The sequence below is a fragment of the Candidatus Nitrospira nitrificans genome, assembly GCF_001458775.1.
In the GTDB taxonomy this organism is placed as follows: Bacteria; Nitrospirota; Nitrospiria; order Nitrospirales; family Nitrospiraceae; genus Nitrospira_D; species Nitrospira_D nitrificans.
The window spans coordinates 1-13,057 of the sequence record NZ_CZPZ01000009.1 but is presented as its reverse complement, the minus strand read 5'-3'; the positions used below and the strand labels follow the sequence as shown (position 1 = coordinate 13,057).

Annotated in this window: 17 protein-coding genes; 10 read left to right on the top strand and 7 right to left on the bottom strand. The window is 54.2% G+C overall.

The window, feature by feature from the left end; genetic code table 11:
- Nucleotides 1-260 precede the first annotated feature (260 nt).
- The 5 genes from COMA2_RS06655 to COMA2_RS06625 all read left to right on the top strand — a co-directional run bounded on the left by COMA2_RS06655 (nt 261) and on the right by COMA2_RS06625 (nt 5,171).
- Entirely contained in the window at nt 261-575 is a 315-nt protein-coding gene (locus COMA2_RS06655; protein WP_139077142.1) for a hypothetical protein, read from the top strand.
- Nucleotides 576-1,961: 1,386 nt separating this feature from the next.
- On the top strand, nt 1,962-3,152 hold the full coding sequence (nhaA, locus tag COMA2_RS06645; RefSeq protein WP_090895912.1) for a Na+/H+ antiporter NhaA: 1,191 nt from the start codon (nt 1,962-1,964) through the stop codon (nt 3,150-3,152).
- Nucleotides 3,153-4,110: 958 nt separating this feature from the next.
- Complete coding sequence (locus COMA2_RS06635) at nt 4,111-4,356, top strand: hypothetical protein (protein ID WP_090895767.1); 246 nt, start codon at nt 4,111-4,113, stop codon at nt 4,354-4,356.
- 57 nt (nt 4,357-4,413) lie between these two features.
- Nucleotides 4,414-4,773, top strand: coding sequence for a response regulator (locus COMA2_RS06630; protein WP_090895765.1), 360 nt, complete (start codon nt 4,414-4,416; stop codon nt 4,771-4,773).
- A gap of 89 nt (nt 4,774-4,862) precedes the next feature.
- The gene (locus COMA2_RS06625) at nt 4,863-5,171 is read left to right on the top strand and encodes a hypothetical protein (RefSeq protein ID WP_090895763.1); all 309 of its coding nucleotides are present in this window, start codon (nt 4,863-4,865) and stop codon (nt 5,169-5,171) included.
- Between the two features lie 224 nt (nt 5,172-5,395).
- On the opposite strand, the gene COMA2_RS06620 is transcribed toward COMA2_RS06625, so the two are convergent.
- Nucleotides 5,396-5,800 (bottom strand): hypothetical protein, encoded by a 405-nt coding sequence (locus tag COMA2_RS06620; protein WP_139077140.1) that lies wholly within the window; start codon nt 5,798-5,800, stop codon nt 5,396-5,398.
- A gap of 427 nt (nt 5,801-6,227) precedes the next feature.
- On the opposite strand from COMA2_RS06620, the gene COMA2_RS06615 reads away from it, so the two are divergent.
- Together COMA2_RS06615 and COMA2_RS06610 are read left to right on the top strand one after the other, a co-directional pair.
- On the top strand, nt 6,228-6,614 hold the full coding sequence (locus tag COMA2_RS06615) for a thermonuclease family protein (RefSeq protein WP_175304434.1): 387 nt from the start codon (nt 6,228-6,230) through the stop codon (nt 6,612-6,614).
- A 110-nt stretch (nt 6,615-6,724) separates the two neighbouring features.
- Nucleotides 6,725-6,943: a hypothetical protein gene (locus tag COMA2_RS06610; protein ID WP_090895757.1), complete on the top strand. Its 219-nt coding sequence runs from the start codon at nt 6,725-6,727 to the stop codon at nt 6,941-6,943.
- 340 nt (nt 6,944-7,283) lie between these two features.
- On the opposite strand, the gene COMA2_RS06600 is transcribed toward COMA2_RS06610, so the two are convergent.
- From COMA2_RS06600 to COMA2_RS20090, 3 genes are all read right to left on the bottom strand, one after another.
- The gene (locus COMA2_RS06600) at nt 7,284-7,463 is read right to left on the bottom strand and encodes a helix-turn-helix domain-containing protein (protein WP_090895754.1); all 180 of its coding nucleotides are present in this window, start codon (nt 7,461-7,463) and stop codon (nt 7,284-7,286) included.
- Nucleotides 7,464-7,844: 381 nt separating this feature from the next.
- The gene (locus tag COMA2_RS20095; protein ID WP_175304433.1) at nt 7,845-7,997 is read right to left on the bottom strand and encodes a hypothetical protein; all 153 of its coding nucleotides are present in this window, start codon (nt 7,995-7,997) and stop codon (nt 7,845-7,847) included.
- On the bottom strand, nt 7,960-8,109 hold the full coding sequence (locus COMA2_RS20090) for a hypothetical protein (RefSeq protein ID WP_175304432.1): 150 nt from the start codon (nt 8,107-8,109) through the stop codon (nt 7,960-7,962). Before COMA2_RS20090 ends, COMA2_RS20095 begins: the two co-directional genes overlap by 38 nt.
- A 1,034-nt stretch (nt 8,110-9,143) precedes the next feature.
- On the opposite strand from COMA2_RS20090, the gene COMA2_RS06585 reads away from it, so the two are divergent.
- The 3 genes from COMA2_RS06585 to COMA2_RS06575 all read left to right on the top strand — a co-directional run bounded on the left by COMA2_RS06585 (nt 9,144) and on the right by COMA2_RS06575 (nt 10,930).
- Entirely contained in the window at nt 9,144-9,653 is a 510-nt protein-coding gene (locus tag COMA2_RS06585) for a PEGA domain-containing protein (protein ID WP_090895749.1), read from the top strand.
- Between the two features lie 40 nt (nt 9,654-9,693).
- Nucleotides 9,694-10,200 carry a hypothetical protein gene (locus COMA2_RS06580; RefSeq protein WP_139077138.1) on the top strand — a complete coding sequence of 169 codons (507 nt, stop codon included), beginning with the start codon at nt 9,694-9,696 and terminating at the stop codon, nt 10,198-10,200.
- Nucleotides 10,201-10,615: 415 nt separating this feature from the next.
- A complete protein-coding gene (locus COMA2_RS06575; protein WP_090895745.1) occupies nt 10,616-10,930 on the top strand; it encodes an RNA recognition motif domain-containing protein in 315 nt (104 codons plus the stop codon).
- A gap of 245 nt (nt 10,931-11,175) precedes the next feature.
- Here COMA2_RS06575 and COMA2_RS21275 read toward each other — a convergent pair whose 3' ends face one another.
- The 3 genes from COMA2_RS21275 to amoC all read right to left on the bottom strand — a co-directional run.
- On the bottom strand, nt 11,176-11,628 hold the full coding sequence (locus tag COMA2_RS21275) for a surface-adhesin E family protein (RefSeq protein ID WP_407919008.1): 453 nt from the start codon (nt 11,626-11,628) through the stop codon (nt 11,176-11,178).
- Complete coding sequence (locus COMA2_RS06565) at nt 11,612-11,995, bottom strand: hypothetical protein (RefSeq protein ID WP_090895742.1); 384 nt, start codon at nt 11,993-11,995, stop codon at nt 11,612-11,614. The genes COMA2_RS21275 and COMA2_RS06565 overlap by 17 nt, the downstream gene beginning before the upstream one ends.
- Nucleotides 11,996-12,301: 306 nt before the next feature.
- Nucleotides 12,302-13,057, bottom strand: a 756-nt coding sequence (amoC, locus tag COMA2_RS06560; protein WP_139077135.1) for a bacterial ammonia monooxygenase, subunit AmoC, incomplete at its 5' end; no start/stop codon positions are given.

Here is a 13,057-nt window from a genome sequence, read left to right as displayed (position 1 = left end):
GAAACCGCACCATCTTCATCTTCCTTCCGGCATGTACGGCCTAGCAGGGTTCCATCCCCCAAGAATGTAAACTCTGTCTTGTTGCAGCTTTCCCACGCATGACCCGGCAGGCTCTACAGGCTAGAAGAGTTCCTCAGTTTTTACTTCATCCGACGTGAGCCTCCGACTCCGCACGAATAGGCATGCCCGAACCTCTCCAGGGTTTTCCCCCGGTTCACGATTCGGGGTTCCATGCGAAGATCACAGAAAATAAGGAGGCCATGATGAAAACAGGATTGATCTCGATGTTTATAGCTGGACTATTAGGCGGTGGAATCGGTGTAACCTACGCAGCCGATACCATGGCGGAGAAAGAAGCGAGTCCCACCATCAAAGAACGCCTGACTAAAGATACGATCAAAGGGACATTGATGAATATCGAGGGAGAGTTCTACTCCATAAAAGATAACGACGGGAAACAGTATAGGATCCATGTCGATAAGAGCACCAAGCTGGATAAGGTGGTGGTGGGCGACATGGTCAAAGCCTATGTGACCGATCAGGGCCATACGACGACCTTGCAGCGGGATAATTGAGGCGGTCCGATTCGATAAAGGATTGAAGGAGAAAGAACGTGTGCACGGTACGAACGCGTGTTCACAGCAACTTAACTCCAGGAGGAATCATGGCGGAGAAGAAATGCGCCCATCCTCCGTGTACCTGTTCCGCTGAAGCGGGAAAAGAATTCTGCTCCGACGCATGCCGCAGCTCCCGCACCGAGGGAAAAGCCTGCGGCTGCAACCATCAGGGGTGCCAGACCACCAGGTAACAACTGGTGGTCTGGCTCCGGCGCAATTGTCCAGCAAAGTCTTCCTATTTATTGCACGATCTTCACCACCTTTTCGGCCTTTTCACTTAAGACCGCCTCCATGTGTATTGGAGGTGATTGGAGTATGGCCATGGCCTATGTCCTCGCGTCAGTTATAGGATCGGTAGGCTTGGATATCCTCAGCATCCACCTCTTACGTGCCCTGCTTTGAAAAAGGCAGAATGGAGCAGCAGCAAAAAGAAAGCTCCGTGCTCTTCCAAGAACGGAGCTTTCTAGAACAGCGCAGTTTGTACATTCGGATTGAAATAACGTTTCCGCTACTGTTTCGAAATGTTTCCCTGCGGGATTCCATTTTTACGATAACGTCTAGGTCTGAAGGCGCCACTGGAAGAAGCCCTAAAATGTTACCGGATCCGCAGACTCCTGACCTCGACTAAACGACAAAATCGAAGAAGCCGCGAAGGATTTACTGAAGAAGTACCGAGACAAGCGCGCCAAAGTGGGAAACAGCTTTGGCGGCTGATTCTTGTTGATGGTCTTGGGAACACATCACAGCCAAAGCTTCGTTCAGGGGGTTTTGCTAGTACCGGCTCAACCTATAACGCGATAACCTGCAAACAGGACAGAGCAGTGGAAATATTTTGAACGGGGTGGCGGAAACGCTATCAGGAACGAAATATAAAAATTGCGCTGTTCTCCTAAGCTCCGTCCTTGGAAAAGGGCGGGGCTTTCTTTTTGGCATCACTGCCGCCGCAAGGAGGTGAGACCATGCCTGGACCAGCAGACATCATCACCTACGTTATTCTGGGCGCGTTCGCCCTGGCTATTATTGTGTGGGCGATGATGAATACGGGATATACACCGCCGGGTCAGTGAGATGCATGGCGTTGTTTCCCTCATTGGCAACGACAAGTAATGATAAAATGAGAGCCTAGTAAACTGGTGCCCTCACCGAGTATGATTGCCACCTGAGGCGCCGGGGTACAACACGCTGGAGTTCCTCCTGAAAGCCTAATGAGCGACTGTCCCTCATGTGAAAGAAGCACATAGCGGACACGCTGCCCGGCACTCTTACTAGAGCATTTTCGTCCCGCGACCATCCTCCACTCTTCAAAACTCCAGACACGGTAGACGACGGTGCATGGGCCACTACATGTTGAGCACTATCCGCACATTCCTCAAACTGGAATCCGCCGCTGGCATACTGCTGATCGTGGCAGCAGGACTCGCCATGGTGTGCGCCAATACCGATCTGAAGCATCTGTATGAGAGCCTGCTCCAAATTCCCATGGGAGTGCAGTTTGGGAGCCTCCAGATTCATAAACCTCTCCTGCTCTGGATCAATGATGGTCTCATGGTGCTATTTTTCTTTCTGGTCGGCATGGAGCTGAAACGGGAGATCATGGAAGGCGAATTGTCCGATGCGGCCAATATAGGGCTTCCGGCTCTTGGCGCGCTCGGCGGAATGGTGATACCTGCTGGGCTCTACTGGTGGGTCAATTATGATCAGCCAGGAGACATGCAGGGCTGGGCGATTCCCATGGCAACCGATACAGCCTTTTCGTTGGGCATTCTCTCACTGCTCGGTCCACGAGTCCCACTTTCTCTCAAGGTGTTTTTAGTATCGCTTGCCATCTTTGATGATATCGGCGCCATTGTAATCGTGGCGATCTTTTATAGCTCTAGTCTCTCCCCTGTCATGGTGTGGACTGCCGGAGGCTGCTTGGTGGTCCTCCTGCTCATCAACTATAGCGGTCTCACGGCCATTCCTCTCTATGCCTTGGTGGGCCTCGTGATGTGGATCGCGGTGCTGAAGTCTGGCGTACATGCGACGCTTGCGGGCGTCCTGCTGGCGATGTTTATTCCCCTCACCGATGCGACGAACCGGAATCATTCTCCGCTCCGCTTCCTAGAAAATGAACTGCACACGGCGGTGGCCTTTGTGACCTTACCGCTCTTTGCCTTCTTCAATGCCGGGGTTCCCTTGGCCGAGGTCTCCCTCCATAGTCTGACCCACCCGGTGTCCCTTGGCATTACGCTGGGGCTGTTCCTCGGCAAGCAACTCGGAGTCTTCCTATTCTGCATGGCTGGAGTATGGCTCGGGATCGCCCGTCTGCCGCGTGGAGTCACCACGCTCCAGCTCTATGGGGTCGCTATCCTGTGCGGAGTCGGCTTCACCATGAGTCTGTTCATCGGCGGGCTCGCCTTTGAGGAACTCCAGCGGCCAGCGCTGTTCGATGTGCGCATTGGGATTCTGCTTGGATCCCTCCTCTCGGCCATGGCCGGGTATCTCGTGCTTTGGCTGACACTCCGAAAAGGCGGGGTACGAGAAGCTGATGACTGAAGAAGCGCGGGGCCTGGCAAAGACCGGTATGGACGGATGCTGGGGACGGGGGCTCTCTTCATGACCAAGCAAGAAACCTTCTGATCCTATTCTCATAATTACGAAGAACCGCGCTGGGTTTTGGCCAGGGACGATGTGTAAGAGGTTCGAGGGCGTCCACGATCCGTTTCGCTTCCACAAGAGCTGCCGTTGCTGCCTCTTGGCGAGATCCAAAACTGCCGTACGAATACCCTTTGTGAAACCTCCAGCCGGAGGAGCTGGTTTCAATAATGCGATACGCGCAACCCCACGTCTCATCACCCTGCTTCTTAGGCGCCAACTTGATTGTACGATGCTTATAGTCTGGCATTACGGTGTCTTTCAGCTTTCCACAATTCTTAAAACAGGGGATGAATACAAAACCATGGCAAAGGTTTCCCTATCGTCCTGTGTCAGGATTGCGCCCTCCGCCCTCTTCGCGTTCTAGCTACGTGCATCGTCTTGTGGCTGTAGACGGGAGCACTCTTCTTCGGTCAGAACGTCTTCATAGTGATCCGTTTCCTCGCTCGGGGACATCAGTGAGCCCTTCTTGAACCTCGGTGGAAGATCGTATTCGGCCCGGAGCTCGTTCAGGAATTGTGTAAATTCTTCGCGGTTCATCATTCGCAGATCCCTCCCTATGCCAGCCATGGTCTTGCTAGAGACAGGATACCGCGTCTGACTCCGATGGCTATATTCCAAAGTAGGTGAAGTGCCCACTCTTCAGTAGGTGCCTGCGATGGATTCCCTCGTTACGAGTCTCTCACCGTGCTCATAATGGGGATCTGAGACTCTCGAACCAATAGGCGTAGGCGCACCAATGAATAAGCGACCCATCGCTTGCTCCCCTCTTTCGAAGTACTTCCTTCAGATCTAGCTCAAATCGCCATCCCTGATACGGTTACTTCACACACGAGGTGAACACCAAAGGAGGGCTGCGATGAGCTGTACACGCTGTCAGGGATTGATGCTGGAAGAGCACATGATTGATCTCGAAGGGGGCTATGGCGAGATGTGGCATCGTGCCTTGCGCTGTTTTAACTGTGGCCATCGGGATGACGCCGTCATGCGCCACCATCGTCAGCGACACGCCACGCCGATCATGGGCAACCCCTCGGCTGTGACGGTTCCGGAGACCGTCGCGTTATCCAGGGAATCGGAGTCCCTTGAACCGCTGGCAGCCTAATGAGCTGGCTGGTTCCCTGAGTGGGGACCGTCACAGGGAGAAAGGGACACCACGATTATGGCAGCCACCATTCTGATTATCGAGGATCACACGCCGGTGCGCACGCTCCTGGCTCAGGTGCTGCACGATGCCGGCTATCAGGTCTGCGAGGCTGCGACGGGCCGACAGGGACTCGAACGGTTCCGTGAGCAACCGGTGGATCTCGTCATTACGGATCTGGAGATGCCGGAGATGACGGGCTTGGACGTGATCTTGGCATTGACCCGTGCGTTCCTGGATGTGAAGGTCATCGCCATGAGCGGGTGTGCCGCCGAAGACCTTCACCAAGCGAAGCTCCTCGGGGCTCGGCAGACCTTTCCGAAACCGCTTGATCTCCACGCACTACTCAACGCGGTTCAATACGAGTTGCAGCACTAGCGGAGACCTCAACGCTGGTGGTGGAGGCCGCAAACCGGTTCTGCCCGTGCCAGCCTCACAGATGGCGTATTGACATGAAGGAGATATGTATGACCAGTCGTACAGGGGGAATTGATTCAATGAAACTTCAGATCATACAAGCATGTCTTGAAACGCAATTCAGACACGTGACGTTCGATCAGAAGATCAGACCCACCTTTACCTTTCACAATGGCGACCACAACCTGTCATGGCTCCTGGGTATGCACGAGGAGTTCTTCGCCGATCAGATGTCTCGTGAGGAGTTGTGGCAATTCATAGACGCGAAAGCGATCAAGAAGATCCTTCAGAATCCCGGCAAGCGCATTCGGGTGTCGAGGTACCGGGACATTACCGTCGAAGAGAGAATTCTTTCGTAACGTTCCTGCAGCGGAGCAGGCGTGATCTCTGGCGTGAAGCCCGTATGAGGTGCCCGCGCCGATGAACGAATGCCGTCGGGATGCGACGGTTCGGGCGGCCGGCCTAGACCCGCGAAGAGTTTATTGCGCGATTATCTTGTGAGTTTTGACACATACCTGCAACGCGATTATGGGCAACGTGAGGAGTGTCCATTTCAAGGTAGTAACGGGTTCTATGAATTGGGTTAGTTCTTGAAATACTTGTCAAGTTCCTCGAAGAATTCTACATAGAGCCGAGGCCGTTCGTCGATACTGATTGGAACCAGATGAGGCTGAGAGCGTTCCGATGAGACGTTCATGTGCCAGTCTGGGGTCACTCGCCTTCGTTTCCCTGCCTGCAATATAACCACGGTAATTTGGTAGCCTACGGTCGCGCTGCTGCCCGGCGTCGTGCTGCCGATGCGGCTCTTGACGATCCCATCGGTCTCATTAGCTTCCGCCATGCCCATTGGGTACTCAGCCACACGAGCATGCACGGCATTGAACACCCGTTCATACGGCAGGTCATAAAGACGCGAGGAATAGTATTTTTTGTCTATTGGGGGCGGTTGAGCGCAGCTCGTCGTGGAAAACAGCGTCATGATCATCATGCACCCCATGAATAATCTAGAAAGTATATGCATGTGGATCAACGCCATTTGATAATACTCAACTGTTCTGACAAACCAATGTACCACCTGTCGACACTCCAGCGATCAAACAAAACCCCCTAAGCCTTGAGACTCCAGGGGCGCATGAGCCAATGACGGTTGCTATATGGCACTGAGGAGGCCACCGACCATACTTTGTCCATGCAAGTCTCGATCACGTGGGAAGAAACAGCGAAGCCTGATTGGTGCTGGCGGGGACAACTCCTAAGAGTCGTCTTGCGATCACCTCTTCTCTCTCTTGCCAACCTATCTTATATTCCGACTACTCATACTGTGTCTCTGGCTGCTGCATTCAGACCGCGAGCTCCTAGCTGCTGAGCTAAATGTATCCGTCATCTCTGTCCTGGATGGTGACACTATTGAAGTCGTGCATGACCGGAAAGCCCAAAGGATTCGTCTCCACGGCATCGATTGCCCCGAGAAAGGCCAGCCGTTCTGGACGGTCGCGAAGTGGGCTTTGTCTGCCTTAGTATTATTTGGTCGAACGGTGACGATTCAGCGTCACGACACGGATCGTTATAAGCGGGTGGTGGCCGATATCGTCCTCGCGGACGCCACGAATGTGAACCAGAAACTGGTCAAAGACGGGTGGTGCTGGTGGTACCGAACGTACGCCCCGGATGACATGGTTCTTGAAGGGTTCGAGGCAGAGGCACGAGAAGCCAAACGAGGGCTATGGATTGATCCGCGGCCTATACCGCCATGGGAGTGGCGGAAGCCAGGAAAACGATCCAGAATTCAAATGATCCCTTGACTCTTCGCAGGTTGGAGAAGGATTGTCAGGTAGCGGTATCGTGCACGTACAGCAGACTGATTGGATGCGAAATGCATCAGAATAATTCTGATTCACGAAGGAGGTTTCGTATGATTCGTATTCTATGCGCTCTGCCCTTTGCCCTTCTGATAGGTGCCATGGTGGCCGGCTGCGCCGATGATTCATATTCGAGTCGACCACGACCGGCGCCTGGCTACGACAACGTCAATATGGGATCGCCGCAGCCGGGCCAACAACATCGGGACGACGAACCTCCGCCGGCTTCGCAACGCGATCCTTATAGCCGTAGCCATCCTGGATACTATTAGCAGGAAGCCTTTGAGAGGATAAACCTGACCTTTCACGCTGCCTCTGTTGCCTCCGATGAATGCTGGGGTACTGGTAAGTTTGAACCCTGAAAGGTTGGCGAAAGGCCAAAAGCTGTGGCATGATGAGGCCATGTTACAGCCAAAACGAAAGGCCACCATGAAGCCCGTGCCAAAGGAAAAGAAGCTGCCCTCCAAGAATCCATCTGACCCCATGAAGCTTGCAAGGTCAGTGGTAGAACCCCTCAGACCAAAGCGCAAACGTAAGGCTGCTAAGAAGTAGAATCAACCCGAAAAAAGGTCTTGCTGATCTCCAAACCTTTTGGTGGAGGTTTATAGGGTTCTATCCCCGATTGAGTATCTGTTCGACCTCTTCCCGTCGGATCTTGAAGGGCCGCATCTTGAGGATCGTGGTGATCTTGCCCTCTTGGACCCAGTGATAAACTGTCTGCTTCGAGACGTGGCCGATCTTGGCGACCTCGGACGGCCAAAACCAGATTCGGTTGGTGTCGAGGAGGTTCATCGGTGGGCGCCCATGTCACGTGGGTTGTCAGGACTCATCGGGCCTCATTCTCTTCTCGTTCCAATTCCAAAGAAGCTAACACGATCTCTTCAAGTCTAGATCCACCAAGATTCACGTCCGTCTTGGTTTTTGTTAACTCCCCATAGAGCTCGATCAAGCGATCGGCTGCGGCCATGCGGGTGTGGTGATCGGGGAAGGGTTCACCGGTCTCCGGATCTTTCGGGATCTGGGCATCCTCAAGCTGGGTCGAGCCACTCTCAACCGCTTGTTCGCCCCCCTTCCGCTTTCTTCACCCCCAAGTATTCCGTCTTGTGCTTGAACCTTTCGAGCAGCTTAATCTCGTTGTCTCCCAGTTCAGCGACCGGAATGGGATTCCCGAACTTATCGAACAGCTTTCGAGCGTCCGCGGCTCAGCCCGTCCTTGATCCACTGCTCGCGGGTGAGTTGGACTTCGGCGATCACGGGTGTCATGAGTTCTTTGAGTCTTAGGGCAATCTCAGGGTTCTTCATCAATTTCGAAGATTCGACATCCATAGCGGCTCGACTCATTTTCTTTGACGTTGAACGCGGCCTTATACGCTTTAATCTGTGTGGCCTTCGGCTTGATCATTTCCGGGCAGAACCGCTCCCGCTTAGCCGTCAACATTCTGATGTTCCTTCGTCTGCACAGTCTCATCGATCGCTCTTGTGACATGAGCCAGCTCCTCACTGCTGCAGTACTCGACCAACAGATGCCGGCCAATCAGATCCGGCAAGCTGGAGCAGTGTTTCAGCCGATCATGCCCTGACACAGACCCGCATGGGGCAAATTTGGCGCCTGTGAGGAGATCGCCGAGCTTTTCGGGGGATGATGGCACCGTACTGCAAGGCCACGCTCGTCAGGCGGGCACTCACGTCGTAAAGACCGATGAGCTCTGGGGTACAGTCAGGACCTTTCACTCGAAAGAAGATTTCGGCCGGGGAGAGATCGTCGTGGACGGAGATATCGAGCGTCCTCTGGTTCGCTATGCGGACCTTCCGAGTGATGTGGCTATGACGAGGGGCAAGTTCGAGCCGGTGGTTCATGCCGCCTCCACCAGAAGCTCGATTATGAAGCTTAGCGGACGGTCAGGAGTTGCTCCCCTGTCTGACGGGACCCGTTGGGGACACCAGACCTTTCAATGTGGACTTAAGCCGTTGAAAAATCGATTCACTGCCACTTCTCCTTCGAAGCGATAGACCTTCTCCCGGTCTCTGATCTCGCGCCAACTCGAACCCGGTTCGGCAACAGTTTCCGAAGAATCTGTCTCGTCTGGGCAGGTTTGAAAACCCGCGCAGGGACGATGAGACGCAGTAGGTCTGGATCTTTGGGACAGGGAAAGGTCGCCCGCTGCATGTACCAGGCGTGAAACCAGATCACTGAGAGGTGACTGCTAACGATCGACCCCAGCTTGTTGGTGGCAGTGACTCTTCTCTTCGGTCGCCTCCCCATACTCCCTGTCCTCTCCAGGTCCTCTTGAGGCATGAAGGAAGACCCGCCGTGGGGATGTACATAGAGAGAGGGGAACGACCCAATCAGTTTCCTGAATCACAAAACCCGCTCTGCACAGTACTATCCAGTAAAGCGGCCCCTCCATAGGGGAATACCCAAGCAATCCGTTCCAGTGCATCCTACTGCGAGCAGGAACACAGGAGGACAGCATGAACGGACCACGATGTGTTTTGGCAATTGGAATCGTAGTAGCAGGCTGGATGGCGACGGGATGCGCGACCGTCGCCAACGGGCCGAATCAAGACCTGACCGTGACGAGTCAGCCGGAGGCGTTGTGCGTCAAGATCAACGGTGACTCGTATGGAGCCACGCCGGTGGTCGCATCCCTACCACGAGGAAAAACCTATGTCGTTGAAGTCGCGAAAGACCGGTATCATCCCTACCAATTGACGGTCGTGCCGACAGCGAGCGGGATGATCTGGGGCAACCTTCTCTTTGGTGGATTGATTGGAATGGCCGTGGATAGCACCTCAGGGGCAGGCTATAACCATTCGCCTGATCGAGTGCATGCCTACTTTGCGGTGCCGATTCAGGAAGACTCGCTGCGTCCGGTATGCCCGGAGTCGATCCTCGTGCTGGAAGCCCGACGGAAGGCAGCGGAGAAAATCGTCTACATGAAATCGGGACTGACGCCGTATGACCAGCCCATGGGACATTGACACTATGAGGTGGCAAACAATCGGAGGTGTGCTGATCACAATGGCAGTCCTAGAGGGCTGTGGGGCTCGATTACTGATGCCGCGTGAGTATCGAATTTCTCCATCGCCGGTAGTCATTCCGCACCACCCAGAGACAGCCACCGTGGTCTTTCTCTGGCCCAATCGCTTCGCGGACCCAAACACCATTGCGGTCTATCAGGATGACACAATCATTGGGGCGATACGGGGAAACACAGCCTTTGCTCGTGAGGTTTTGCCGGGTCGCCATCGCTTCACAGTGTATCAGGGGTTGGGGGACATCGATAACCGTTGGCTGGACATCATCGTACAGGCGGGCCAGACAATCTACATTCAGTATACAGGGGGACCGACTGGGTATGTACATTTCTATTTGGCTGTGGTCCCGCCAGAAGTGGCGATGCTCTACCTGTCAAAACTCTCGACAATTGAATTGACGAAGCAAGACACGACACCGTTGCCGACTGTCGAGGAACTGAAGTCGATGCTTATGTCACCGGATGAGGCGCGGCGGGTCGATGTGAATTAAGTGAATTAAGCCGCGCAGTAGGGTTATTGGGGCATGCGGGTGAGTCGTATCATTCAGAGTGTAGGTTGGCTTCGGCGGTCAGTCCCCAACAGTGAAATCCGCCAACCGGAGGCCTTAGTTAGAGATTCTTGACCGCATGTTCGCCCTTATCAATCGGACCGCTAGTGATTCCCCCAATGGGGTAAGGAACACTTTCTATTGTTGTGGCATCTTGATAGACTACGACTGTTTCATCGCGTCAGGCCTCGCATGAAACGCGCGCAAGACGGCCTATTACCGATGTTGTTCCTACCGAGACCGTGATTGGAAGTTTAGCCTCAGTCCCATTACGCCGTACCATCCTTAGGTCGCGTCTTCCTTTTTGCGAAATCCTCTCGCGTCATGGACAATGTCATCATCACAGGAGGACCCCAAGATGGGTTCAAAGCTTTACGTCGGTGGGTTGCCGTATTCGGCGACCGAGCAGCAATTGACCGAAACGTTCGGGGCGCATGGCACGGTGGCCTCGGCAAAGATCATTTCGGATAAATTCACGGGACAGTCGCGTGGATTTGGCTTCGTGGAGATGTCCTCGGATGCTGAAGCGCAAGCCGCGATCACAGCGTTGAATGGCACAGAGATGGGTGGCCGCACCTTAACGGTCAATGAAGCGAAACCACAGGAGCCGCGTTCTGGCGGCGGTGGTGGTGGATTCGGTGGTGGCGGCGGTGGAAAGCGCGATCGCTGGTAAACGGCTCGCACTGATCAAGACGCTAAAGGATCTCCGGCCCAGACCTCTGCTCTACAAGGGCATTACGCGGCGCGGGCCGGAAGTTCTCCTGAAAACGGGATCACAAATCGGGCCAACGGCAACATTGAAAAGTTTACATTCCGATTGGAGACACCAGTATCATCCCGAATAAACACCCGCTACCATCTCGGTTTGCCATGACGGGCCTGCCTGAATTTACCGAACTAAAAAAATATGGCGCTCGGCTAGCGCTGGCTGCAGGCGATCTTCCACAGACCTTCATTAATGCTGGTTGGTTCGATAGGGAGCCACTGACTCTGGTCCACATAGCCGTCTGCCGGTCGACCAGTTCCCATGTGATGTGAAAATTCAGTGAAGGCAAGCAATCGCACACGTTTGTCTGCACAATGGAATTCTTTGCGGGTCACAGTCGAAAAAAAACGATGAGGCCCCGGTCCGAATCGTCCAAACCCAGCATTCCCTTGCATCCACAGATAGTCCGTCAATTGCCGTAACACAACGACATTTCCATCTCGACTTATAGAGTCAGGATCAACATACACCGTGTGAAGGCTGGGTGTTTGATATGCCTCCTCGATCGGTACCCATCTCGTCTCGACAGATGAGAAGCTGACTCCATCACAAATAAACCAGATACCGACTACGACTCCCGTGATAAGCCTACCCTTCAAACGCATGATTGCATTTCCGGCACAGAAACTTCGACGCAATCGTATCCTTCCATTCAGCCAGCTTCTCGGTATAGGTCTTTGTTTTTAGCCTTCCATACCCAACCCATACTCCCAACAAGCCCGCAGACGAGGCGATCTCTGTTACGGCCATCTCTGCTTCTGAACCTTGAGGGGACCCGATGGTCAGTAAGATGCCAACATACACGGGAACCCCAAGCAGAAATCCCTGAAGATAGGCCCAGGGGACCTTTGGCGGGAGATACGACGTTGGAAAGCCGGTTAACGCTTTTGCAGATGGCGATTGTTCAAGAATGTCCCGGATGCGTTGCGCCTTATCAGTGTTGCAAGTTGGACAGGTACGTTCAACGAACATAGAATCCTCCTTTCTAAGCATTCTCAGTAGCGCACCTCACAACAGATCAAGAGTCAAACTCTCTCGCAGCATAGCCTCCACCGTCACGAGACTCACATGAACTATTTTGGGGAAGCGACGTTTCTGCAAATCACTGTCAAACAGCGGACACGTTGAATTGACATTTTAGGCGGGAAGAAATTCCGGTGCAAGGGGACCTACAGATGAGTAGGTTGTACGGAAGTCACAGCCATAAGGCAGAAAAAATATGGCCCGGAACCCCTGTTGGAGTTCCGGGCCACATCCTCACACCACTCGTACGATCGACTAGTAGACAGATTTAGAACCTGGGCCCACCTGACTGGGGAACGGATCCAGAATCGTCTTCGGCGCGTTGTTCCAGATCACGTCCGCCAGATTCGACATCCGGCTCACGATCTGCGCCGCGACCCCGCCCGCCGCCCCGAACAACCCGCACCAGCCCAACGTCACGAAGCCCCAGTGCAACGGCGCCGCAAACAGCTCATCCACAAACCAGAACGCATGGCCCCACTCGTTCAACCCCACGTTCGGCAGAATGAACATCGGCCCCACCACCGCCGCCACCAACGGGAACGACGTCGCTTGGCTGTACAGCGGCAACCGCGTCTGCGCATACAGATAGCTCGACACACCGCACGTGATGTACAACGGGAACGTCCCGTAGAACGCCACAATGTGGCTCGCCGTGAAGCTCGTGTCCCGGATGATCACTTGGTGCCACGCCGCATCCTGCTCCAACGTGTAGCTGCCCGCGTAGTACACGCCCCAGATGTAGCACACCAACCACCCCATCCAGTAAAAGTACCGCTTCAACTCCAGTTTCGGGTCCAGGTTCGTCAGGTTCCGGTCCCGCGTCACCCAGATCCAGCCGATCGACACGGCAAAGAACACGGCGTTCGCCAGGATGTTGAACCGCCACAGCCCCATCCATACCGAGTCGAACTCCGGCGTCATGGAGTCCAGGCCGTGCGAGTACCCAAACGTCCGCTGGTACAGCACCCAAAACACGCCGATCCCCAGCATCGCCAACCAGCCGATCTT